Annotated in this window: 17 protein-coding genes and 1 tRNA gene; 13 read left to right on the top strand and 5 right to left on the bottom strand. The window is 51.8% G+C overall.

The window, feature by feature from the left end:
• Positions 1 to 56: 56 nt before the first annotated feature.
• From LZ463_RS11605 to LZ463_RS11595, 3 genes are all read right to left on the bottom strand, one after another.
• The gene (locus tag LZ463_RS11605; protein WP_241455799.1) at positions 57 to 1,499 is read right to left on the bottom strand and encodes an efflux transporter outer membrane subunit; all 1,443 of its coding nucleotides are present in this window, start codon (positions 1,497 to 1,499) and stop codon (positions 57 to 59) included.
• A 2-nt stretch (positions 1,500 to 1,501) separates the two neighbouring features.
• The gene (locus LZ463_RS11600; protein ID WP_241455798.1) at positions 1,502 to 4,657 is read right to left on the bottom strand and encodes an efflux RND transporter permease subunit; all 3,156 of its coding nucleotides are present in this window, start codon (positions 4,655 to 4,657) and stop codon (positions 1,502 to 1,504) included.
• Positions 4,658 to 4,739: 82 nt separating this feature from the next.
• Positions 4,740 to 6,116, bottom strand: a complete 1,377-nt coding sequence (locus tag LZ463_RS11595; RefSeq protein WP_241455797.1) for an efflux RND transporter periplasmic adaptor subunit — start codon at positions 6,114 to 6,116, stop codon at positions 4,740 to 4,742.
• A 677-nt stretch (positions 6,117 to 6,793) separates the two neighbouring features.
• Here LZ463_RS11595 and LZ463_RS11590 point away from each other — a divergent pair.
• The gene (locus LZ463_RS11590; RefSeq protein WP_241455796.1) at positions 6,794 to 7,429 is read left to right on the top strand and encodes a TetR family transcriptional regulator; all 636 of its coding nucleotides are present in this window, start codon (positions 6,794 to 6,796) and stop codon (positions 7,427 to 7,429) included.
• 106 nt (positions 7,430 to 7,535) lie between these two features.
• Here the strand turns inward: LZ463_RS11590 and LZ463_RS11585 are convergent, their stop codons facing one another.
• Complete coding sequence (locus LZ463_RS11585; RefSeq protein ID WP_241455795.1) at positions 7,536 to 8,162, bottom strand: trimeric intracellular cation channel family protein; 627 nt, start codon at positions 8,160 to 8,162, stop codon at positions 7,536 to 7,538.
• Between the two features lie 830 nt (positions 8,163 to 8,992).
• Here LZ463_RS11585 and LZ463_RS11580 point away from each other — a divergent pair.
• The 12 genes from LZ463_RS11580 (at position 8,993) to LZ463_RS11525 (ending at position 23,485) form a co-directional block, all read left to right on the top strand.
• The gene (locus tag LZ463_RS11580; RefSeq protein WP_241455794.1) at positions 8,993 to 9,259 is read left to right on the top strand and encodes a type B 50S ribosomal protein L31; all 267 of its coding nucleotides are present in this window, start codon (positions 8,993 to 8,995) and stop codon (positions 9,257 to 9,259) included.
• A 303-nt stretch (positions 9,260 to 9,562) separates the two neighbouring features.
• Positions 9,563 to 11,284, top strand: coding sequence for an ArnT family glycosyltransferase (locus LZ463_RS11575; protein WP_241455793.1), 1,722 nt, complete (start codon positions 9,563 to 9,565; stop codon positions 11,282 to 11,284).
• Positions 11,284 to 12,708 (top strand): MATE family efflux transporter, encoded by a 1,425-nt coding sequence (locus LZ463_RS11570; protein WP_241455792.1) that lies wholly within the window; start codon positions 11,284 to 11,286, stop codon positions 12,706 to 12,708. Before LZ463_RS11575 ends, LZ463_RS11570 begins: the two co-directional genes overlap by 1 nt.
• Before the next feature lie 75 nt (positions 12,709 to 12,783).
• Positions 12,784 to 12,868: transfer RNA gene (locus LZ463_RS11565), tRNA-Leu, on the top strand.
• Between the two features lie 629 nt (positions 12,869 to 13,497).
• Entirely contained in the window at positions 13,498 to 13,911 is a 414-nt protein-coding gene (locus LZ463_RS11560; protein ID WP_241455791.1) for a hypothetical protein, read from the top strand.
• A gap of 240 nt (positions 13,912 to 14,151) precedes the next feature.
• The gene (locus LZ463_RS11555; RefSeq protein ID WP_241455790.1) at positions 14,152 to 15,705 is read left to right on the top strand and encodes a class I SAM-dependent DNA methyltransferase; all 1,554 of its coding nucleotides are present in this window, start codon (positions 14,152 to 14,154) and stop codon (positions 15,703 to 15,705) included.
• Complete coding sequence (locus LZ463_RS11550) at positions 15,695 to 16,945, top strand: restriction endonuclease subunit S (protein ID WP_241455789.1); 1,251 nt, start codon at positions 15,695 to 15,697, stop codon at positions 16,943 to 16,945. Before LZ463_RS11555 ends, LZ463_RS11550 begins: the two co-directional genes overlap by 11 nt.
• The gene (locus LZ463_RS11545; protein WP_241455788.1) at positions 16,942 to 18,009 is read left to right on the top strand and encodes an SIR2 family protein; all 1,068 of its coding nucleotides are present in this window, start codon (positions 16,942 to 16,944) and stop codon (positions 18,007 to 18,009) included. Before LZ463_RS11550 ends, LZ463_RS11545 begins: the two co-directional genes overlap by 4 nt.
• A 3-nt stretch (positions 18,010 to 18,012) precedes the next feature.
• On the top strand, positions 18,013 to 21,093 hold the full coding sequence (locus tag LZ463_RS11540) for a type I restriction endonuclease subunit R (protein WP_241455787.1): 3,081 nt from the start codon (positions 18,013 to 18,015) through the stop codon (positions 21,091 to 21,093).
• 391 nt (positions 21,094 to 21,484) lie between these two features.
• Entirely contained in the window at positions 21,485 to 21,754 is a 270-nt protein-coding gene (bufA2, locus tag LZ463_RS11535) for a BufA2 family periplasmic bufferin-type metallophore (protein ID WP_241455786.1), read from the top strand.
• A gap of 94 nt (positions 21,755 to 21,848) precedes the next feature.
• The gene (bufB, locus tag LZ463_RS11530) at positions 21,849 to 22,703 is read left to right on the top strand and encodes an MNIO family bufferin maturase (protein ID WP_241455785.1); all 855 of its coding nucleotides are present in this window, start codon (positions 21,849 to 21,851) and stop codon (positions 22,701 to 22,703) included.
• 11 nt (positions 22,704 to 22,714) lie between these two features.
• Positions 22,715 to 23,485, top strand: a complete 771-nt coding sequence (locus LZ463_RS11525) for an HvfC/BufC N-terminal domain-containing protein (protein WP_241455784.1) — start codon at positions 22,715 to 22,717, stop codon at positions 23,483 to 23,485.
• Between the two features lie 17 nt (positions 23,486 to 23,502).
• On the opposite strand, the gene LZ463_RS11520 is transcribed toward LZ463_RS11525, so the two are convergent.
• Complete coding sequence (locus LZ463_RS11520) at positions 23,503 to 23,859, bottom strand: DUF6717 family protein (RefSeq protein ID WP_241455783.1); 357 nt, start codon at positions 23,857 to 23,859, stop codon at positions 23,503 to 23,505.
• Positions 23,860 to 23,915 lie beyond the last annotated feature (56 nt).

The raw sequence follows: 23,915 nt of genomic DNA, 5'->3' as shown, positions 1-23,915 counted from the left end.
CCATAAAAAAATGGCCCCTTTCAATCAAGGGGCCACTCATCCATCGCAATTCAGTCTTACTTGCTGGCCAAAGTCTCAGGCTTATTCCACCCACCGCCTACTGCTTTATAGATGCTGACCACAGAAGACAAATGCGCACGCTTGCTGTCAATCAGACTGGATTGTGCCTGATACAGGTCACGCTGAGCATTCAATACTTCCAGATAGCTGCTGTAACCGTTTTTGTAGCGCAAGTCAGCCAGACGCAAAGAGTCTTGCAAGGCTGTCACACGGCGCTCACTGGACGCAATGACCTGCTCATTGGCAGCCGTGTTATTGAGTGCATCATGCACGTCGCGGAATGCGCCCTGCACTGCCTGCGCGTATTGCGCCAGCGCCTGGTTCTTACGTGCTTCAGCGCCCTGCACCACCGCGCCAATCGCGCCTGCGCGGAACACGGGTTGCGCCAGACTGCTACCCAGGCTCCACAACAGCGAAGCCGGATTCAGCAAGTCCTGGAAGACCCGAGATTCATAACCAGCCGTCGTCGTCAATTTCAGACTGGGGAAATATGCCGACCTGGCCTGACCAATATCGGCATTCGCCGCCACCAGGCTTTGCTCTGCCGCCAGGATATCCGGACGGCGATTAAGCAAATCAGACGGCAGTTCAGCAGGCATGCTCAATTGTTGATGCAAGCCGTCTATCGCATTGCCACGGGCAATAACTGGTGTGGCAATGGCTGTCGCTGAACGGCCCAGCAGTACGGCCAGGGCAGACTCTGTGTTCGATAAGGTCTGTTTGGCCTGGGCCAAACTGATTTCTGCCGCTGCTGCTTCAGATTCTGCCAGATGCAAGTCCAACTCACCAATGGCGCCTGCGGCATAACGCTTTTGTTGCAGACGCAGATTTTCCTGACGTGTCTTCAGGGCAGAATCAGCCAGGGTCAGTTGAGCGTCGCTTGCTCGCAGGCTGAAGTAGGTTTGCGCGACATTTGCATACAGACTGCTTTGCACCAGGCCACGATTGGCTTCCTGCGCCAGCAGGCGGGCACGGGCAGCTTCATCGGCGCGCGCCAGTTTGCCCCAAAAATCAACTTCATACGAAGCCGTCAGGCCCAACTGGAAGTCTTTGCTATAAGGGCTGGCGCCGGTGCCAAGCTTGCCGGCATTTTCACTGGTACGGCTGCGGCTGGCGCCAAGATTGGCATCCACACTGGGATAGCGATTGGAGTTGGTGCCAACCGCGACAGCACGCGCTTCTTCTATACGCGCAGCGGCCAGCAACAAGTCCTGGTTATTGGCAGTTGCCTCGTCGAGTAAATTGTTCAGGACCGGGTCCTGAAAACTTTTCCACCAGGCGGCGAAGTCCACCGCAGCCACTGGCTTGCCTGAGGCCAATGTTGCCAGGCTGGCCGGGGTTTCCAGGGCCGGGCGTTGATAGTCGGGCCCGACCGATGCGCATCCTGCCAGCACCAGGCTTGCCATCAGCGTTGTTAATATCAATTTTGTTCCAGACATATTTATTCCTTCACATCCGGGTTTGCTGCATTATGCAAAATGTGCTCAGGGTGTTCAAAATCCTGCTCAGTGGTTTTCAGGCGCTTGTCATTGATCAGCTTGAAGAACAAGGGAACAAAGAAAATCGCCAGGAAAGTCGCACCGAGCATGCCACCCAGGACACCTGTTCCCAAAGACTGACGCGCAGCTGCACCGGCGCCATGTGAGAATGCCAGTGGCACCACACCCAGGATAAAGGCCAGCGACGTCATCAGGATAGGACGGAAACGCAGGCGTGCCGCTTCCAGCGCTGCCGCCACCGGTGCATAACCTTCATGCACTTTCATGACAGCAAACTCCACAATCAGAATCGCATTCTTCGCCGACAGTCCTAACAGCGTCACCAGACCAATCTGGAAGTACACGTCATTATTGAAATGACGCAGATACACTGCTGTCAAAGCGCCAAAGATACCAAACGGCATGGCCAGCAAGACCGAGAATGGCAAAGACCATTTCTCATATTGAGCAGCCAGGATCAGGAAGATCATCAGGACACCAGCACCCAGGGCCAGTCCGGCCGCATTACTGCTGCGTTTTTCCTGGAAGGATGCACCGCCCCAGTCATAGACGACATCAGCAGGCAAGACGTTCTTGGCCGCCCTTTCCATCGCTGCAATCGCCTGACCCGAGCTAAAGCCAGGTTTGGCATCGCCGAGCAGTTTGATCGCCGGCAAGGCATTGAAGCGCTGTACAGAGTCAGGACCGGTGATGAACTTGATGGTGGTAAAAGCACGCACCGGTATCATCTGGCCTGTCGCAGAACGCACATACATGCCACCTATGTCATCCGGCTTGGCACGATACTGTCCCTCTGCCTGCAATTGCACGGTATAGATACGACCATTCTTGTTGAAGTCATTGACGTAATAGCTGCCCATGGTCGCGGCCAGGGTGTTATACACATCAGACAAGGCCACGCCCATGGAACGGGCTTTTTCATTGTCGACGTCGACAAACAATTGCGGTGAGTTGGCTTGCCATAAGGTTTTTACACCAGCCAGTTCCGGCTGCTTGTTGGCTTCGGCAATCAGCAAAGGCAAGAGTTGGGCCAGACGTTTGACACCACCTTCACCGGCATTTTGCAGATAGAACTCGAAACCACCGGTCTGTCCCAGGCCCTGAATGGCAGGTGGTGCAAAGAACAGCGGCAAGCCTTCCTTGATACGGCCGGTTTTCATATAGCTCTCACCCACCAGTTGTTGCGCAGACTGGTGACGCTCTTCCCAAGGTTTCAGGGGGAAGAACATGGTTGCAGCAGAAGATTTCAAGCCGCCACCACCGAGGAAATCCAGACCGACCAGGGCAAAAGTCGTGTCGATATTTTTGTTGGTTTTCATGATGGATTCAACCTGACGCACCATGGCGTCAGTACGGTCCAGTGATGCACCGTCAGGCATGATGGCAGCGCCAATGAAATAACCCTGATCTTCATCCGGCACCAGACCACCTGGTACGTTTTTCCACAACAAGCCTGTCAGTGCAACCATGCCCAGCACAAGTGCGACACCAAGCGTGGCACGCTTCATAAAGAAGGTAACGCCATTGGTATAACGCTTGGTCAGACGCAGGAAAGCTGCATTGAACCAGGTGAAGAAACGGTTATGGTTTTCCGAACCGGGTTTCAGCAGGATCGCGCACAAGGCAGGTGTCAAGGTCAGCGCAACAATACCGGACAAGACCACGGCGATAGAAATCGTCACCGAGAACTGGCGATACAATTCACCCGCCAGACCGCCGAGGAAGGCGATAGGACCAAAAGCCGCCACCAGCACCAGCACGATCGCAATGACCGGGCCGGTTACTTCATGCATGGCTTCAATCGCTGCATCTTTTGGCGACATGCCCTCTTCATTCATCAGACGCTCGACGTTCTCCAGCACCACAATCGCATCATCAACCACAATACCAATCGCCAGCACCATACCGAACAAGGTCAGTGTGTTGATACTGTAGCCAAGCAGGTGCAGACCAGCCATGGTACCAATCAATGACACAGGTACAGCCAGGGTCGGGATGATAGTGGCACGCCAGCTTTGCAGGAACAGGTAGACAACGATAAACACCAGCACCATCGCCTCACCCAGGGTCTTCAAGACTTCGGCAATCGACTCGGTAACAAATGGCGTCGTATCATAAGGCGTCGTGTACTCCATGCCTTCCGGGAACTTGGCCTTCAGGTCTTTCAGGGTTTGCTCCACGGCTTTGCGGGTTTCCAGCGCATTCGCACCGGTTTGCAGGAACACACCAATATTGGCAGACGGGTGACCATTGACACGACCATACAGGTTGTAGTCTTTGGAGCCGAGTTCAACACGCGCCACATCACTGATGCGTATGGCAGAACCACCTTTGGCTGATTTGATGATGATGTTGCCAAACTCAGCAGGCTCAAGCAAACGGCCCTTGGCCGTCACCGTCATTGTCAACTCTTCGGTATTGTTTGGCGGAGCACCCACCTTACCCGCCGCATACTGGGCATTTTGCTCAGTCACGGCATTCGAGATATCAGCCACTGTCACGCCCAGCTGCGCCATGCGGTCAGGACGCATCCAGATACGCATCGCATAGTCCTTGGCGCCGAAGATCTGCACATTGGTGGTGCCAGGTACACGCTTCAGGGCATCAAGTACATTCTGTGTCGCATAGTTGGACAGGAACAGCGCGTCATAACGATTGTCTGGCGAGAACAGGGCCGCAACCACCAGGAAGTTGGCCGAACTCTTCGAGACCGTCACACCCTGACGACGAACTTCCTGTGGCAGCTTGGCATCAGCCTGGCGCACCCGGTTGTTGACGTTAACGGCAGCGATATCGAGATTGGTGCCGACTTCGAATGTGACATTGATGGATACACGACCGTCTGCTGACGAGACGGAATCCATGTACAGCATATGTTCCACGCCGTTGATCTGTTCTTCAATCGGCGCGGCCACGGTACGTTCTATCACCTCGGCAGAAGCACCCGGATAAAACGCCGTAACGTTGACAACCGGTGGCGATATCTCGGGATAACGAGAAATGGGCAGGATGCGCAATGCAGCCAGGCCCGCCAGCACGATGATCAGCGACAAGACAGTCGCGAAGATCGGCCGGTTAATAAAAAATTTTGAGAACATGAATAATTCCTTGTAGCCTAAGCTTGGCTTAGCTTAATTTTATGCAGCGGATACATCAGCTTACTCTGGGCTTGCTATGGGCTTAATGCTGTGCACTCGCGGACGCCGGTGTCGACGATGCAGCCGGAGCCGATGCGGCTGGCGCAGACGAAGCCGGCGCACTGGCGGCAGATTTGCCAGCAGGCGCACCTGGTGGCGCATCTGGCGCAGGCGTCAAAGCAGCCTTGGCAGAAATCGCCACTGGTGTCACTACCATGCCTGGGTCATGCGCCTTGATGAAGCCGTCCACCAATACACGATCACCACCCTGCAAGCCTTTGGTGACTATCCATTCACCATGTGACCAGCCATCAAGCTCTACCGGTTTAGGTATCAGCTTGTTGTCCGGTGACACCGTGAACACGATTTTGCCCATCGGGCTATCAATCACCGCACGTTGTGGTACTGCCAGTGCAGAACTGCGCTTGGCACCGCTCAGGATAACGCGGACAAACTGGCCAGGACGCAAAGTACCATCAGGGTTAGGGACCTGGGCGCGCGCATCAAAACCACCGGTGGCCGGATTGATCCTTTCGCTGACAAAATTCATCTTGCCGGTCGCCGGGAAGATACTGCCATCAGCCAGCTTCAGTTGCACATCAAATGCCAGGCTGCCATTGCTGGCACGCTTGCCCGGCAAGGCGACCTTACCGCTGACCACTTCCTTGCTCAGCTTCAGGTAATCCGCTTCCGGTACGCTGAAATTGATATACACGGGGTCAGTCTGCACGATGGTAGTCAGCAAGCTGTCTGTCGCCGTTACCAGGCTGCCATTTGATTTGGCAGCAACGCCGGTCACACCATCAATCGGTGCGACGACGCGGGTATAACCCAGATTGAGCTTGGCTTCATTGACCTGGGCGCGCACCTGTTTGTAGCTTGCTTCAGCCGTTTCCAGATTGGATTTGGCATCGTCAAACTCTTTTTGGCTGATGGCTTTTTCGGCTGCCAATGGACTCAGGCGGGCAAACTCACGCTTGGCCTGGTTCAGCTTGGCTTCGCTGACGCCGGCTGCCGCTTCTGCTGACGCCAGTTGTGTCTGATAAGTCCCCGGATCGATCTGGAACAGGACCGTACCGGCTTTAACGCGTGAACCTTCTTCATAGACACGGTTTTGCAGGATACCGGCTACACGGGCTCGTACTTCTGTCTCGCGCGAACCGGCTGTCTGGGCGGCATATTCAAAATCAAGCCCCAGGTCACGCTGCTGAACGGTCACAACATTGACTTCTGGTGGCGGCATTTTGCCAGGGCCACCAGTATTGGCCGCCCCCTCTTTGCTGCAAGCCGCCAGCACCAGCAAAGGCAGGCTGACAGCAGCAATACGCAAGGCAGGCATCAAGCCTGAGACATTGGAAACATGGCGTGCCATGGCGCCAAGCTGGAAAATCGGTGTTGATTGTTGTATCGGAGAGCGCATGAGGAATTCTTTCTTCTGTATTGAAAGGCGGTATGCTATTATATACATTCACGAATGTTTGTAAATAAGGTTTTTCTGCTGCCCTGCTTCAAAACGAAATTTGGCACAATGCCGCTTTTCGCTACAGGATAGGGCAAATAGTTAGTGGTATGGTCGGATCAGCTCAGACCAGACAGGTATATAAGTCATTTGTATTCATTGTTTGTTTATCCCCTAAAACAAGTGGTAGCTAACGAAAATGAGTGAAAATGAGCAAAAACGAGTGCCTTTAACGAAATCGGCACTAAATGAATGCACAAAGAGCAGTTGCAGAAAATGAGGTCAGTTGTGCCAGGCTAGTAATAGTAATAATGAGCAAGTAGTAAAAAAGAGTAAGCGCTGATAATAAAAAAACATTCCGGCACTACCATGTGCGTCTAATTAACAAAATGCAGTAGCAAACTGACAATCGATACTGGAAGTGGCTGATATCAGGGCTGGTTTTGATCTGGAGCAAATTTGATTTTCCAGCGACGTCATAACCTGAATAAGACTGAGCCTGAATAAAACTGAACAGCAACTTGCAGTGCTATACAAAGAAACAATATAAAGAGACAAAATACAAAAATGTACGCCCCAACTTCAGTTCAAGCTGGTTTTATTGGCTGCTTGCTCTGTCGGGTGCGCACCAAGGAAACATGATGGCAAGAAAGACGAAAGAAGAAGCTCAAGAAACCTATAGCGCGCTATTGGACGCTGCAGAAAAAGTGTTTTCAGAAAAAGGTGTAACCAGCACGACACTCAATGATGTCGCCACTGCCGCCGGCATGACACGTGGCGCCATTTATTGGCACTTCAAGGACAAGAGTGCCCTCTTCCAGGCCATGTGCGACCGTGCCTTTTTACCCATGGAAGCACTGCTCGGCGAAATCGTCGCCACTCCGGGTAAAGAACCACTTGCCGCATTAAAACAGTTAAATATTCACTTCCTGCATCTGGTCAGTGGCAATGACCGCCAGCGCCGGGTATTTGACATCATTTTCCATCGCTGCGAAAAAACCGAAGATCTGGCTTTTTTCCGCGTTGAAGATGAAAAACGCACCGAATGCCTGGGCAAAGTACAAGCCATCATCCAGCGCGCCGTCGATGAAGGCAAACTCCATCCCGATACCGATACCTGGATAGCCATGCAAGCCAATCATGCTTTTCTGCTTGGTATCGTCCATGAATGGCTGGAAGACCCTCAAGCATACTGCCTGATACAGCATGCCGAAGACATGATAGACATGTTCATGGCCGGTTTAGTTGCACGCCCACCACGCAAAAAAACATAATATATTTACGAAACGGAATGATTTTACATTAACTAAAAAATGCTTGCTTGCGCTGCACAAAATACACATTGCAGGCGGCAGAAATCATGGCATTTATCGTGGCATTTCAGATCGGCAGCTTCCAGTCAAACCGTACCGCCAGCATGCGCAGGGCAAAGCAGATACCAACACCAAAACCAAGCGCCACGACTTCTGACACATCAAGCCAGTTCAACAGCAAATAAGTCCAGCAACCGGCAAAAGCGCAGGTTGCATACAAATGGCTACGCCGGAATACCAGCGGGATTTCATTGCAGATGATATCCCGCAACACACCGCCAAAAATGCCGGTGATCACCCCCATCATGACGCAGATGAACATGGGCATGCCCACTTCCAGCGCCAGCGATGAACCGGTGACGCTGAACAGCCCCAGCCCAAGTGCATCGGCCACGACAATGGCATTTTCCATTGCGGTACTGCGCAGTCGGCGCAAAAAGGGAATAGCCAGCAGGGACATGATAAAAATGACGATGGGGTACTCCTGATTTTCCACCCAGAACAAGGGACGCCGGTCCAGCAACAAGTCACGCAAGGTGCCGCCACCAAAAGCAGTAATGAAGGCCACGGTGAACACGCCAACGACATCCATGCGCTTGCGCCTTGCCTCAATAAAACCCGAACTGGCAAAAGCCAGAATGCCAGCGACCTCTATGGTATGCAACATCGAACTCATGCCCAGATACAATGCCATGCTGTCTTACATCCTTTTTGAATTGAAAACTGTCATTTAAAAAACCGCAAAAACCCTCGACACCACAGCGCCTGAACATCAAGAAAAACCATGAAGCCCATGGCAGTTCTGCATGGCTCAACATGTACCAGCGACCGCAGCATGCACTTCGCTCTTTGGAAGCGGATTTTACTTGATCAGGACTTACGCAAAACCACCCCAAAGCTGGCAGCTTACCGTCGCTTCCAATTCGTCCTACCCGCGCAGGCGGGTATCCATGCTTGATCAGCCTCACCGGTCTTGCTGTCTGCGTGCTTGATCAACGATGAATTCCCGCTAAAAGCAGGCGGGAATGACGGTTTAGGGTACATTGTGCTCATGGCGCTCATTGTGATCCAGGCATGGCCAACGCAAAAACCGTCTGGGCCAATTCCGCACAAGTCCTATTAATCCATAATGCGCGAAGATGACAGCTAGACTGACAAACGTCAACCGCTACCCCGTCAACGGCGGTAACAACAATCCATGGCCGTATTAACTGCTTTGAATTACCACGACAGACATGCCAGCCAAAAAATAACAAAATACTAAAAAACAATGCTTTCAATATTAAAACAACCACAAAAATAAACTCTTCCAAGTGACAAACCCCGCATTCATTGGCAAACAGCCATGGCTTCGCGCCAGAATTTCATTGTATAATCATGGGCTTGGCATTTTGGGCGTCCAGAATTCCAGGTATTTCAGTAATACAATTATTTAACCTTTGGCAAGTGATAATGCAATCGGGTCAAGAAGCTGGGCGACCGACGAAGTGCTTATTGGCTACCTACACTATTTTTGAGGCAAGCATGAAAGACGGCATCCACCCAAATTATCGCGAAGTGTTGTTCCACGACGTTTCCAATGATTTCAAATTCATCACACGTTCAACGATCAGCACAAAAGACAAGGCTGAATTCGAAGGCAAAGAATACCCACTGGTAAAGATCGAGGTTTCTGCTGAATCCCATCCTTTCTACACTGGCAAGCACAAAATCGTTGATACTGCTGGTCGCGTTGAGAAATTCCGCCAGAAGTTCGGCAAAGTCGGCTCCAAAACTTCTGTCGCCAACTAATTGGCGCAAGGGAACCGCAAAGCTGCTCAGCCAGGTTGATAAAGCTTGCGAATATAGCCTGCGTAGCCAGTTGCAAGGTCTTGCAGCAATTGCAATCTGCTGGCAAGACATGCAAACCAGACCGTGGTTCCCACAAAGTTTTAGCAAAAAAAGGCAGCCCAGGCTGCCTTTTTTAATAGGCCACACTCAAGTACACACTCAAGTATCAAGATGCATCCTGATGGCGTATCTTTTAGGCAAAGATATGTCAATGCGCCCTGACTTTACCCTACAATAAGCATCCTTTCCTTCCACCATTGAGATATGAAGCCAGTTCGACTTCCTGCTGCTGCGACAGTTGCGCTACCGCGCTGGGGAATCATCGCCCTGTGCCTGCTGTACATCCTGCCCGGCCTGATTGGCCGCGATCCATGGAAAGGGGACGACGCTGCTGGCTTTGGCATCATGTGGACCATGGCGCATGGCAGTCTGAATGACTGGCTGTGGCCGCACATCGTCGGCCTGCCCATGCCTGAAGAAGGCCCGCTGGCATTCTGGCTGGGCGCAATATGTATTAAATTATTTAGCTGGTTGGTCGGCGAGCCCATGGCGGCGCGGCTTTCAACCGGTTTTTTCTTCCTGCTGGGCTCTTTGTCGGTCTGGTATGCCACCTATCTGCTGGGCCGCAGGGCCGAGGCGCAACCTTTGAAACTGGCCTTTGGCGGCCAGCCCGAGGCGCGTGATTTTGGCCGTACCCTGGCTGACGGCGCACTATTGATTTATCTCGGTTGCCTGGGCCTGCTGTTGCGCAGTCATGAAACCAGCGCCGAGGCATTGCAGATATCCCTCATCGCCTGCTGTCTTTACCAATGCGTGCGCCTGCTGGACGAAACCAGCAAACGCGCCGCCATCAAGATAGGCATCGTACTGGGCCTGCTGGTGCTGACCAGGGGCTGGGTAGTGCCTGCGGGTTTATGGATCAGCCTGCTGGCAGCCTGCGCCTATCGTCGGCAAAACACTCCACTGCAATATCTGACCAGCATCACCCTGCCCATTGCAGCGAGTATTGCTGCTGCCTGGCTGTTCGCCATCAGCATGCTGCATCCCTATGACAGTTCACCTTACCCGGCCTGGATGCTGTGGAATTATCGCCAATTCAACGTCCCCAATTACGACAGCATCAGCTACCTGTTCCGCTACGGCATCTGGTTCAGCTGGCCCGCCTGGCCATTTGCCGCCTGGGCTATTTATGCCTGGCGCAAACAGGAAAGAGCCCTGCATATCTCCCTGCCTGTCAGCTTTTTGATTTGCTTTGGCGTACTGGCCCTGCTCAACCATCAGTCTGAAGAAGCAATACTGCTGCCCTTTCTGCCGCCGCTGGCGATACTCGCCGCCTTTGGCCTGCCCACCATGAAGCGCAGCGCCATCAATGCCGTGGACTGGTTTTCTGTCATCGTATTTACCGGCACCGCTGGCTTTATCTGGATCGTGTGGCTGGGCAATGCCATCGGCTGGCCAGCCAGACTGGCGCACCGCATGACTGATCTGGCACCCGGCTATCAACCCAGCTTCAACCTGTTTGTCTTTGTGATAGCCCTTGCTGCCAGCATCGCCTGGTTCCGCCTGGTGTATTGGCGCATATCCCGGCAACCGGCAGTACTGTGGCGCGCCGTCGTCCTGTCCAGTGGCGGCGTCATCCTGTGCTGGCTGCTCCTGCTGAGCCTGGGCCTAACATGGATAGACCAAAAAATCACCTATGCGCCGCTGGCAAAAGAACTGGCACGTGCCGTACCGGCAAACTCCGGTTGCATACAGGCCCATGTCGGCCCTTCACAACGTGCGATGTTTGCGTATTTTGGACAAGTCAGCTTCGCCGGTTTTTCAGACCATGATTGCAAGCTGCTACTGGTGCAGAACAGCAAAAAATCACAGCATGAACTGGTCATGCCTGCAGAATACAAAGTCGAGCAATGGACCGCCTTATGGTCTGGTCACCGCGCTGCAGACAATGATGAATTGTTCACCCTGTACCAGCGCAAGCAGTGATGAAGACCGAACACCCCAGCACGCTGAGCGGCAACATCAAGCGTATCGCCTCCCTGTCCTGGCCCATGATGGTGGGCCAGATGGCCGTGGTGGGCAATGGGGTGATCGACACCGCCATGACCTCGCGCTTCTCGGCAACGGACCTGGCCGCACTCTCCATCGGCATCTCGATTTATGTCAGCATCTTTGTCGGCCTCAATGGCATATTGCAAGCGATTTCGCCGGTTGTCGGGCAACTGTTTGGCGCACGCAAATTCAAACAGATAGGGGCAGAAATCAAGCAAGGCGTCTGGCTGGGCTTTTTTCTCGCCTGCATAGGCTGCCTGATTTTGCTATTCCCGCAAGGGCTGCTCAACATCGCCCAGGCTTCCAGCAGCCTCAACAGCAAAGCCGCGCAATACTTGCAGATACTGGCCATCGCCCTGCCCGCCACCCTGGGCTTCAGGATTTATGGCGCACTCAATAACGCGGTTGGCCGCCCCAAGATGGTCATGGCAATCCAGCTTGCCGCACTCGCCATCAAAATCCCGCTCAACACCCTGTTCATCTTTGGCGGCCTGGGCATACCCGCCATGGGTGGCCCCGGCTGCGCAGCCGCCACCGCCGTCAATGCCTGGCTCATGCTCATCACCGGCTGGCTCATGTTGAAGCACGTCAAATATTATGAATTGTTTGTACTATTTGGCACAGGCTTCGTCAAACCCAACTGGAAAGCCCTGCGCAGCCTGCTGCACCTGGGCATACCCATGGGGCTTAGCTACCTCATCGAAGTCACCGCCTTTGCCTTCATGGCCCTGTTCATCGCCCGCCTGGGTGAAGTGGCTGTATCCGGCCACCAACTGACCGCCAACTTTGGCACCATCCTCTACATGCTGCCGCTCGCCATCGCCAGCGCCACCGGCACCCTGGTCGCCCAGGCCATAGGCGCCAAGCAAATGCAGGCCGCCCGCGTCACCGGCAATGCAGGCATCATCCTGGCAGCCATGCTGGCAGTACCAATCGGCATCACCATCTGGTTTTCCCGCGACCTGATCTTGCATGCCTACACATCCAATCCCATTATCATCGCAGCCGCCTTCCCGCTGTTCACCTTTATTTCGGTGTACCAGATTTTTGATGCGATACAGGTCACCACTGCCTTCATCCTGCGCGCCTACAAAATCGCCATCGTGCCCACCATCCTCTACGCCTTTGCGTTATGGGGTTGCGGCCTGGGCGGCGGCTTCATCCTCGGCCTCGACCCCTACAACATCAGCCCCGCATTCCTGCGCGGCGCAGCCGGCTTCTGGATGGCCAACAGCACCAGCCTGGCCATCGTCGCCTTTTGCCTGTGGTACTACCTGCGCATCGTCCAGAAACGCTTCCCCACCCCCGCCATGTGGCGCAGAAATGTCAATTTTGAACACCCCGACCGCTCACCATAAACCCCTGCACAAGGGCAGCAAGGACAGGCCCGCTTGCAAAAGAAAAACAGTTCTGTCATAATCGCGTTCTGCGTTGCCGAGATGGCGGAATAGGTAGACGCACGGGACTCAAAATCCCGCGCCGCAAGGCGTGCCGGTTCGATTCCGGCTCTCGGCACCAAAAGCATTCGTAAGGCTCTCAATCTGAGAGCCTTTTTTGCTTCTATGCTCCAGCTTATTTTTAAACTACGGATTCTTTAGCAAATAATCCGCACACTCACTCAACTGCCTCAGCACGAGCTCACGCACATAATCAAAAATTGGTACGCAGTCGATTGTATCGATAGCGTCAAACTGCTTACGCAGTAAACCCGTACGCCATGCAGAATAGTATTGGTCGCCTTTAAATGCTCGACTAAAAAAATGACTTGTTGCTAGTAAGTCCCAAGGTTCTTTTTCTGCCACGAGTGCAAACTCAAACATGTCCCAAGCTTGTAGGCGATCACCGCAATGGAAAAATTTCTTGGCAATGATTTCTGCCGACGCCTCCACCCCCACCTTTATCCCGATTATTAAGATAGCAAAATTGTCTCACCACTGGTGACACAATTGCTGTGAACACCTATTCTGTGCATGCAGACTAGCGAACACATTCAAACGAGCGCGAGTTTCATCTTCGCGGAACGAATGGCAGCGAAAGTTGCCTAATACCCTCAAAAACTGAAAATAACTCTTTAAAACTATTTCTTGCTTGACTTTACTTTTTTCAAAGCGCAAACTCATTAAAAGTAAAAACAAGGAGAAAAAAGTATGAAAACGAATATATCCGTACCAATTCCAACCGAGTTGTTTTTAGAGTTGACAGATTTTCTGAGAAGTAACAATGACCCTAGCGATCCAGTGTATGTCATTCAAAATGCAATCGACTACTGGATGGAAAACGCAAGCTGGAAACCAGAATTACTGGCGAAAAGCAGCATGCAGGGTTACCAATGGAAGTCCTTATTTTTGCCGCACAACACAGAGATTCGCATGCAATACAAGGGAGCCTACTTCTATGCACAGGTAGAAGGTGATGAGATTATTTATCAAGGCAAAACAACCTCCCCCGGCAACCTCGCAAATATGATTACCAAAAGCAGCCGCAATGCATGGCGCGACTTGTGGATCAAGCGGCCAGGCGATAGCGAATGGAAGCTTGCCGACGATTGCAGGAATAATTAACAGAAGACCTGCAACTCAACATCAAAGCTACATGGAGCATCAGAACCAGGCCGGGCCAATACATCCATTGCAAAATAAGCATAAACAACACAAAATGCCCGGTAAGCTTGATTCAGTAACTTAACGAGTCAAATTACCGCGAACAGCTTTGCATGAAGTCAAATGCAAACTCCAGAAACATGGTAAAAACGACCGGGCAATCAAGCAACACCCAAAGCTGGACAAAAAATAGAACACCCTATGATTGACGACATCAAAAAAACACTCTGGGCGACGGCTGACAAGCTCCGCGCCAACATGGACGCCGCCGAATACAAACATCTGGTTCTTGGCCTGATCTTTGTCAAGTACATCTCTGATACCTTCCAGAGCCGCCGCGAAGAACTCACCCGCCGCTTTGCCGATCAGAATGACGATTACTACCTGCAAGATGCTGACGCTGAGCTGCTGGCCGAAGAACTGGAAGACCGCGACTACTACCGCGAGGTCAATGTATTCTGGGTGCCAGAAGCCGCACGCTGGGAGAGCCTGCGCGCCAATGCAAAGCAATCAGACATAGGCAAACGCATAGACGATGCCTTGTCCATCATCGAAGTTGAAAACCCAAAACTCAAGGGCATACTCGATAAACGCTACGCCCGCGCTCAACTGCCTGATGGCAAGCTGGGCGAACTGGTTGATCTGGTCTCCACCATAGGCTTTGGCGAAAATGCCAGCACTGCCCGTGATGTGCTCGGCCAGGTGTACGAATACTTCCTGGGCATGTTCGCCAATGCAGAAGGCAAGCGTGGCGGGCAGTTCTACACGCCAGCCAGTATTGTCAAAACGCTGGTTGCTGTGCTGGCGCCACATCATGGCAAGGTGTATGACCCTTGCTGTGGCTCTGGTGGTATGTTCGTGCAGTCAGAGCGTTTCATCGAAGCCCACGGCGGCAAGCTGGGCGATGTCAGCATCTACGGGCAAGAAGCCAATCCCACCACATGGCGGCTGGCGGCAATGAACCTGGCTATTCGCGGCATAGACTATAACCTTGGCCCAGAACCTGCAGACACATTTACCCGCAATAAGCACCCAGACTTGCGCGCCGATTTTGTGCTCGCCAACCCTCCATTCAACATCAGCGACTGGTGGCATGGCAGCCTGGAAGGTGACCCCCGCTGGGTATATGGCACACCGCCACAAGGCAATGCCAACTATGCGTGGTTGCAGCACATGCTGTATCACCTGAAGCCTACAGGCCGTGCCGGTATCGTGCTGGCCAACGGCAGCATGAGTTCCAGCCAAAACAGCGAAGGCGACATTCGACGTGCAATGGTCGATGCGGATGTGATCGAAGTCATGATTGCCTTGCCCGGCCAGTTGTTCTTCAATACGCAAATTCCGGCTTGTCTTTGGTTCCTTGCCAAGCAAAAGACGGCACGCAAAGGCGAAGTTCTGTTTATTGATGCACGCAAGTTAGGTAGGATGATCAGTCGTGTGCAGTGCGAATTGACTGACAAAGTCATAGACGATCGTATTGCAGCAACTGTTGCCGCATGGCGTGGAGAAGGTACCGATGCCTATGCAGACATCCCCGGTTATTGCCGCAGTGTTCCGCTAGCTGAAATAGCAGAGCATGGCCATGTGCTTACTCCAGGTCGATATGTTGGTGCTGAAGAAGTCGAAGACGACGACGAAGCATTTGCCGACAAGATGCAGAAGCTGACTGAAAAGCTTGGCGAACAAATGGCGAAGAGTGCAGAACTTGATGCGTTGATCCGTCAGAAGCTCGGAGGGCTTGGGTATGAGTTTTGAAACCCGAAATCTTGAAGCCCTTGCTGCACCGATAAAGAACGCGATTGCCGGCGGACCGTTCGGCTCCAACCTTGTTTCCAAAGATTATGCTGAATTTGGGATACCGGTAATTCGCGGTCAGAATATGGGCGAAAAGTGGGTACAAGGTGATTTTGTATTTGTGTCCCCGGAAAAGGCCGAAAGTCTTGCACAGAACAAGGCAAGGCCGGGTGACTTAGTATTTACCCAACGCGGCACATTAGGACAGGTTTCCATAGTTCCAAAGACACCGTATACAGAATATATAGTCTCCCAAAGCCAAATGAAAATCACGTTGGACCCGCAAAAGGCAGATGTGAATTTCATTTACTACCTTTTCAAGACCGAAGAGCAACTCAAGTACATTTTTAATTCGGCAATTCAAACTGGCGTACCACACACGAATTTAGGTATCTTGCGGAAAACTCCCGTAGTCATTCCCCCGCTTGACAAACAACGTTCTATCGCCAGTATGTTGAGTCTGCTTGACGATCGCATCACCCTCCTACGTGAAACCAATGCCACGCTCGAAGCCATCGCCCAAGCCCTGTTCAAGTCATGGTTCGTAGATTTCGATCCAGTCCGTGCCAAGCAGCAAGGCCAAATGCCGGAAGGCATGGACGAAGCAACCGCAGCACTGTTCCCTGATGGTTTTGACGAGTCTCAATTTGGAATGGTGCCGAAGACTTGGCGAGTTGGAAAGTTAGCTGATATCTGTTCGATTTCAAGTGGAAAGAGGCCATCCGACAGAAGTGATAAATTAACAGAAACATTCAGCGTTCCATTGTACGGCGGTGCGGGACCTATTGGCTATACATCCACATCATTGTTTGATGAGCCACGAATTGTCACGGGACGGGTTGGTACACTTGGAAAAGTGCATATCGCTTACCCTCCATTCTGGGCTTCGGATAATGTGCTTGTGCTGACCCCATTAGAGCCTGCGGCATTCACATTCTGCTTACATTGGACACGGTCAATTGATGTAAGCACGTTAAATCGAGGTTCGACTCAACCACTTCTTACTCAGCGAGACTTAGGTGCTGAACTTGGAATTATTCCACCGATAGAAATTCTAACCAAATTCGAGGCGGTAGTATCGCCACTCTACGAACAGATTCATGCTCAAAGTGAGCGAGCCGAACACATTGCCTCCTTGCGCAATACGTTATTGCCACGCCTTATTTCTGGAAAATTGCATTTGCCGGAGAATGCGTCATGAAATTTCTCTATGACGAGTTTTTTGATGATTTGTCTGGTAATGAGAATCTTCGTGTTGAGAATGGGCAAGTTGCAATTAGACATCGGACTTGGACACCTAAGGAAATTCTTGAACTAGCGGAATTGACAGATGGTAGTAACCCCATCCTTGAGGAAGTTTTTGATTCTTGGTTCGAAGATCGTTTAGCGTTGAAATGTGAATCTGCTGAAGATTTTTTGCGAGAATATGAACTCGAAGAGCGCTTCTTGAAATTAAGCGAGATGTTTAAAAAGGGAAGTGTTGTCCCTTTTGTAGGGGCTGGCATGTCTATTCCTTGTGGATATCCAGGTTGGACAAATTTCTTAAGGCAGCAACGAAAGCAAACGCTTCTTGATGAGGCTGAATTCGAAAGAATGCTTTCCTCAGGTCTTTATGAAGAGGCAGCACAAGCGCTGTGCGACAATCTCAACGAAGGTTTTCATGAAGTTTTTAACAATGCCTTTGGTAGTGAGAGGCAGCTCTCTGGGCCGGTACGCATGCTGCCATACATATTCAAAAAAAATGTCATAACGACGAATTTCGATTCTGTCGTAGAGCGTGCCTACAAAGAAGCAAACTTTGCATTTACCGAAAAAATCATTGGCTATGACGCGGATGATATTCGGGTTCAGCTTGGAAAACGAGAAAGGTTCCTACTACTTGCTCACGGGAAGGCTAGCTCACCAAAAGGTAGGGTGCTTACCAAATCTGAGTATGTCCAACATTATGGAGAATCGGGTGGAGTTGCAAGTTCGATTGACGCTATTTGTGCCCAAACGACTCTGCTGTTTATTGGTTGTAGTCTTTCAGTAGATCGCACTCTTACCGAGATGCAGGCATTTGCAAAAAAACTCGGACACCACAACGTTCCAGCACATTATGCCTTCCTGTCAATGCCAGTGGACGAAAGAGGGGAACCTGATCAAGTCGCAAGAGTTAGGCGCCAACGTGAACTTGCTGCATGCAATATTTTTCCGATCTGGTATCCAGCAGGTAATCATAACGATGCAATTGAGGCACTCCTTTTGAAACTCTTTTCCAGCTAGCTCATGACCGAAGACCAATTAGAAAACGAAGCCTTGGGCTGGTTGCAAGAAGTTGGCTACCAGTACATAAACGGCTATACAATTGCGCCAGATGGTGAATCGCCGGAACGCAGCAATTATCTGCAACCACTACTTGTTGAGCGTGTTCGCGGTGCGATCAGCCGTTTGAATCCCACGATTCCGCTGGTCGCCCGTGAAGATGCACTCAAGCAGATCACGGACCTGGGCATACCGGCAATGCTGTCTGCAAACCGGCACTTCCACGGCCTGCTGGTCAATGGTGTGCCAGTCCAATATCAAAAAGACGGCGAGACACGCGGTGACTTTGTGCGGCTGGTCGATTTTGCTGATGTTGCCGCCAATGAATGGCTGGCCGTCAATCAATACACGTTGAAAGGCCCCAAGCACACGCGCCGCCCGGACATTATTTTGTTCGTCAACGGTCTGCCGTTGGTATTGCTGGAACTGAAAAATCCCGCCGATGAAAACGCCGACATATGGAAAGCATTCGACCAGATACAGACTTACAAAGAGCAAATACCGGATGTGTTTTATTACAACGAGATACTGGTTATCTCGGATGGCAGCGAAGCACGTTTAGGCTCGTTGTCTAGTGATGCTGAACGCTTTATGCAATGGCGAACCATTGATGGCGTCACCATTGACCCGTTAGGGCAGTTTAATGAGCTGGAAACACTGATACGTGGTGTTCTCGCTCCTGCATACCTGTTGGATTATTTGCGCTTCTTCGTGTTGTTTGAAGATGATGGTGGGCTGATCAAGAAAATCGCTGGCTATCATCAGTTTCACGCTGTGCGTGCTGCTATTGAACAAGTGGTGTCTGCATCACGACCTGGCGGCAGTCATAAAGGCGGTGTGGTATGGCATACCCAAGGCAGCGGCAAGAGCATCACCATGACCTGCTTTGCTGCGCGGGTGATGCGGGAAGCTGCGATGGAGAACCCGACCATTGTTGTTATCACTGACCGCAATGATTTGGACGGACAGTTGTTTGGCGTGTTTTCACTGGCGCAAGACCTGCTGCGTGAACAACCTGTGCAGGCAGGAACCCGTGGCGATTTGCGTGCCAAGCTGGGCAACCGGCCATCCGGCGGCATCGTGTTTGCCACTATTCAAAAGTTCATGCCCGGTGAGGATGAGGACAGCTTCCCGGTACTGTCTGATCGTAGCAATATCGTGGTGATTGCGGATGAAGCCCACCGCACCCAATATGGCTTTGAAGCCAAGTTCAAGGGCGATGCCAAGGGCTATCAGGTAGGCTATGCCCAGCATCTACGTGATGCACTGCCCAATGCGACCTTTGTCGCCTTTACTGGCACCCCTGTTTCTGGTGAAGACCGCGATACCCGCGCCGTGTTTGGCGACTATATCCATGTCTATGACATGCAGCAAGCCAGGGAAGATGGTGCAACGGTTGCCATCTACTACGAATCACGCCTTGCCAAGCTGGGATTAAAAGAAGCGGGGCTTGACGAACTGGATGCAGAAGTCGATGAGCTTGCCGAAGATGAAGATGGTGACGAGCAGTCCAAGCTGAAGAGTAAATGGGCGGCACTGGAAAAAGTGGTTGGTGCTGAACCACGCATACGCCAGGTGGCGACTGATCTGGTCGCTCATTTTGAAGAACGATCTACAGCACAGAGCGGCAAAGCGATGGTTGTGGCCATGAGCCGCGACATCTGCGTTCACTTGTATAACGAAATCATCAAGCTGCGCCCTGACTGGCATGATGAAGACCCAGCCAAGGGTGCGATCAAGATTGTGATGACAGGTTCTGCCAGCGACAAGCCGCTGTTACGACCCCATATCTATTCCAAGCAGGTCAAGAAAGACCTTGAAAAACGCTTCAAAAATCCGGCTGACCCTCTGCGTCTTGTCATCGTGCGTGATATGTGGCTCACAGGCTTTGACGCTCCTTGTGTGCATACGCTGTATGTCGATAAGCCCATGAAGGGTCATAATCTGATGCAGGCTATTGCAAGGGTTAACCGGGTATTTAAAGACAAGCAAGGCGGTCTGGTTGTTGACTATATCGGCATCGCCAATGACCTCAAGCAGGCGTTGAAGGAATACACCGCCAGCAATGGCCGGGGCAAGCCAACTGTCGATGCCCACGAAGCCTATGCTGTTCTTGAAGAAAAGCTGGACGTGTTGCGTGCCATGCTAAACGGTTTTGACTACAGCAATTTTCTGACAGGGGGCCACAAGCTGCTGGCTGGCGCTGCCAACTTTGTCCTGGCTGACAAGGAGGGCAAAAAGCGTTGGGCTGATCATGCATTGGCAATGAGCAAGGCATTTTCGCTCTGCTGCACACTGGATGAAGCCAAGGCTGTGCGGGAAGAAGTTGCCTTCTTCCAGGCTGTTAAAGTGCTGCTGACCAAGCGCGACATTAGCGCCAGGAAGAAAACAGATGAAGAGCGCGAACTGGCTATCCGGCAAATCATCGGTTCTGCGGTCGTCTCTGATCAAGTCGTGGATATTTTTGATGCAGTCGGCCTGGATAAACCCAATATCGGTTTACTCGATGATGAATTTTTAGCGGAGGTACGCAATCTGCCAGAACGCAATCTGGCTGTTGAACTGCTGGAGCGTTTGCTGGAAGGTGAAATCAAGAGCAAGTTTGGCGGCAATGTCGTGCAGAACAAAAAATTCTCTGACTTGCTGGCTGACGTCATCAAACGCTATCAGAACAGGTCCATCGAAACAGCACAGGTGATCGAAGAGCTGATACAGATGGCGAAAAAGTTCCAGGAGGCTGCCAGCCGCAATGAAGCACTCGGCCTGACTGACGATGAAATCCGGTTTTATGATGCACTTGCCAATAACGAATCGGCTGTTCGCGAACTGAGTGATGAGACACTAAAGCTGATCGCCCATGAATTGACTGAAAATCTTCGTCAAAACATCAGCGTCGATTGGTCACAGCGTGAAAGTGTGCGGGCCAAGCTGCGGCTGATGGTCAAGCGGATTTTGCGCAAGTACAAGTATCCGCCTGATCAGCAGGAAGAAGCGATACAAACAGTATTACAACAGGCGGAAAGTCTGAGTGCTGAATGGGTTTGAACTACTGCTTTTCTATCAGTAATAGAACTTACGCGACATTAGCGCAGACAGCAAACAGGACTCGGCTGTTCAAGCATGGATACCCGCCTGCGCGGGTATGACGAATTGTAAAGTACGCTAAGGTCCAAGCTTTGGGGTACTTTTGCCTAAGTCCTAAGTGATCAAGACATTGCCACCAGGAACTTATTAGATGAATCTTAATTAGACAATAAATTGTCATTTTTGCATTCACACAAATTTCTGCAATTATTTTTTCCATCAGGTGTAAGTAATCTGAAATCCGCCCGACTGATGCATAAGTTCTGCTTGTTGATGCAAGTTTGCATGGCAGGTAAAGGGCTTGGTTCACTTTTACTTATTTTACTTATTTCAAACCTACGGAGAATACATCATGAAAAAATCTATCCAAACTGGTGCAATGATCGCTGCTGCTGCCGCTGCCATGGCTTTGTCTGGTCTGGCGATTGCCGGTACAAGTACAGTGAGCGCTGGTGACAAAGTGCATTGCTCTGGCATCAATAGCTGCAAGGGCACCAGTGAATGCAAAACTGCTGAGAACGCCTGCAAAGGTCAAAATTCATGCAAAGGCCATGGCTTTGTAGCAGCACCAGCAGGCCAGTGCCTGGCCAAAGGCGGCAAGATCATTGATCTGGACAAGTAATCCCCGGCTATTCAGGATTAATTCAGTCTATTGATGAAGTGCGCCAACTGGTCATGTTGGCGCATTTTCCGTTTTCATACAAAATCTAAAAATCATGCAGAATTCTTTAACAACTGCCAGCTTTGGCCTGGGTTTGCGTACCGATCATTACCTGTCGATACTGGCAGACAAACCGGTGGTGGACTGGTTTGAGATTTTGTCTGAGAACTATATGGTGCCGGGCGGCAAGCCTTTGGCCATGCTGGACGCCATACGTGCCGATTACCCGGTGGTGATGCATGGTGTGTCGATGTCGATAGGTTCGCCGGATGGCCCCTCAGCAGAATATCTGCGGGACTTAAAGCAGTTGATCAACCGGGTGTCGCCGATGTGGGTGTCTGACCATATCTGCTGGACGGGTGTGCATGGCAAGAACATGCATGACCTGTTCCCCCTGCCCTATAACCAAGAAACCATTGCCCTGGTCGTCAATAATGTACGCCGTGTGCAAGACGTGCTGGGCCGAAGGCTGGTGCTGGAAAATGTATCGAGTTACCTGCAATACAGCAGCGACAGCATGCCGGAATGGGAATTTGTCGCCGCCATTGCCCAACAGGCAGACAGCATGATTTTGCTGGATGTGAACAATATCTATGTCAGCAGCATCAATCACGGTTTTGATGCACTCGATTATCTGCGCGGCATACCGCTTGATCGCGTACAGCAGATACACCTGGCCGGGCATAGTGACCATGGCACGCATATTGTTGACACCCATGACCAGGCTGTTGCCGACCCTGTGTGGGATTTGTATGCGCAGGCAATACGCCGCTTTGGCGCCGTGCCCAGCATGATAGAACGTGATGACAACATACCGCCGCTGGCAGAGCTGGTAGCTGAGCTGGACAAGGCGCGTGCCATTTGCGCCAGTGCATGTGGCACGATGTTGCCTGTTGCCAAAGCAGCCTGAGAGTATGCGCCATGAATCATACACAGACACTGCAAACAGACTTTCAACACTTCATTTTAGGCCAGCGCACAGCTGCCAGCATGCATGGCCATCTGGCAGATACGCCGGGCCTGGGCCGTGATGCGCGGCTCGATATCTATTACCAGGCTTACCGTTTGCGCCTGCGTGATGCGCTGTCTGAGGCTTATACCAAAACGCATCAGTATCTGGGTGATGACTTGTTTTATCAGGCGTGTGCAACATATATTGATACACACCCCTCCAGTTTTCGTAACCTGCGCTGGTTTGGCGACCAGTTCGCCGAACAATTGCGCCGGCAATTTGCCGAACACCCGCAAGTGGCTGAACTGGCGCAGTTTGAATGGGCGCTGGGGACGGCCTTTGATGCGCCAGACCACAGCCTGCTTGGCCTGGCTGACCTGGCAAACATCAGCGATTGGGAAACCGTGGGCCTGCGCACCAGCAGCTCGCTGCAATTCATCAGCATGCACAGCAACAGCGTCGCCGTGTGGCTGGCGCTGAATGAGGACACTGCGCCACCAGCACCGGAATTCACCGAGCAGGCAGTGACCTGGATAGTATGGCGCAAGCAATTGCAGGCGCATTTCAGGTCCATCAGTGCGGCAGAGGCGACGGCATTGCAGCAGCTGGCACAGGGGCAGCCTTTTTCTGCCGTGTGTGAACAAGCGGTAGAAAACAATCCACACATCGCCGATGAAATTGGTGGCTGGTTGCAGACCTGGGTCGTCGATGAAATGCTGGCAGAAGCTGTTGAGGCCTGACAGCAAATCTAAAAAATTCAGGCAGCGTCTGATTTTTTTGCCTTGATCTGTACATAGATTTCTTGCGGCGCTGCGCTGAAGTATTTGAACAGGGCCGGGCATAGCCAGCCTTCCATGTCCAGTGCTTCTGAAAAATACCAGTTGCCACCACCGTCTGGGCGACGCCATTCAAGCTTGATGTCATGACCAGGAAAAGGCGTGGCAGAAAACAGCATCACAAAACCCTGTTCTGCATTGGAGATATGGGCGACAACCTTGTCAATCATGGTGTCAGCACCGCTGACAAAGGGTTCCTGCACCAGCCCCACACGCTCGTCATCAAACACCCACATGTCGAGGTATTTGTAGGGGGCTATAACATTGATTGCATTCATTTTATTGTTTACCTTTTTGCTGTCACTGTCTGACTTACTGACACCTGTGCAGGCAA

The sequence above is a fragment of the Undibacterium paludis genome (genome assembly GCF_022568815.1).
Classification (GTDB): domain Bacteria; phylum Pseudomonadota; class Gammaproteobacteria; order Burkholderiales; family Burkholderiaceae_D; genus Undibacterium.
The sequence above is the reverse complement of the archived record's forward strand: the minus strand, read 5'-3'. Positions and strand labels throughout refer to the sequence as shown.

What these genes read in the sequence shown, in the direction of transcription:
- LZ463_RS11595 (WP_241455797.1), bottom strand. Translation starts at nt 6,116, where the DNA reads ATGCGCTCTCCGATACAACAATCAACACCGATTTTCCAGCTTGGCGCC.
- LZ463_RS11590 (WP_241455796.1), top strand. Translation starts at nt 6,794, where the DNA reads ATGATGGCAAGAAAGACGAAAGAAGAAGCTCAAGAAACCTATAGCGCG.
- bufB (WP_241455785.1), top strand. Translation starts at nt 21,849, where the DNA reads ATGCAGAATTCTTTAACAACTGCCAGCTTTGGCCTGGGTTTGCGTACC.
- LZ463_RS11550 (WP_241455789.1), top strand. Translation starts at nt 15,695, where the DNA reads ATGAGTTTTGAAACCCGAAATCTTGAAGCCCTTGCTGCACCGATAAAG.
- bufA2 (WP_241455786.1), top strand. Translation starts at nt 21,485, where the DNA reads ATGAAAAAATCTATCCAAACTGGTGCAATGATCGCTGCTGCTGCCGCT.
- LZ463_RS11570 (WP_241455792.1), top strand. Translation starts at nt 11,284, where the DNA reads ATGAAGACCGAACACCCCAGCACGCTGAGCGGCAACATCAAGCGTATC.
- LZ463_RS11525 (WP_241455784.1), top strand. Translation starts at nt 22,715, where the DNA reads ATGAATCATACACAGACACTGCAAACAGACTTTCAACACTTCATTTTA.
- LZ463_RS11605 (WP_241455799.1), bottom strand. Translation starts at nt 1,499, where the DNA reads ATGTCTGGAACAAAATTGATATTAACAACGCTGATGGCAAGCCTGGTG.
- LZ463_RS11560 (WP_241455791.1), top strand. Translation starts at nt 13,498, where the DNA reads ATGAAAACGAATATATCCGTACCAATTCCAACCGAGTTGTTTTTAGAG.
- LZ463_RS11520 (WP_241455783.1), bottom strand. Translation starts at nt 23,859, where the DNA reads ATGAATGCAATCAATGTTATAGCCCCCTACAAATACCTCGACATGTGG.
- LZ463_RS11600 (WP_241455798.1), bottom strand. Translation starts at nt 4,657, where the DNA reads ATGTTCTCAAAATTTTTTATTAACCGGCCGATCTTCGCGACTGTCTTG.
- LZ463_RS11545 (WP_241455788.1), top strand. Translation starts at nt 16,942, where the DNA reads ATGAAATTTCTCTATGACGAGTTTTTTGATGATTTGTCTGGTAATGAG.
- LZ463_RS11580 (WP_241455794.1), top strand. Translation starts at nt 8,993, where the DNA reads ATGAAAGACGGCATCCACCCAAATTATCGCGAAGTGTTGTTCCACGAC.
- LZ463_RS11555 (WP_241455790.1), top strand. Translation starts at nt 14,152, where the DNA reads ATGATTGACGACATCAAAAAAACACTCTGGGCGACGGCTGACAAGCTC.
- LZ463_RS11575 (WP_241455793.1), top strand. Translation starts at nt 9,563, where the DNA reads ATGAAGCCAGTTCGACTTCCTGCTGCTGCGACAGTTGCGCTACCGCGC.
- LZ463_RS11540 (WP_241455787.1), top strand. Translation starts at nt 18,013, where the DNA reads ATGACCGAAGACCAATTAGAAAACGAAGCCTTGGGCTGGTTGCAAGAA.
- LZ463_RS11585 (WP_241455795.1), bottom strand. Translation starts at nt 8,162, where the DNA reads ATGGCATTGTATCTGGGCATGAGTTCGATGTTGCATACCATAGAGGTC.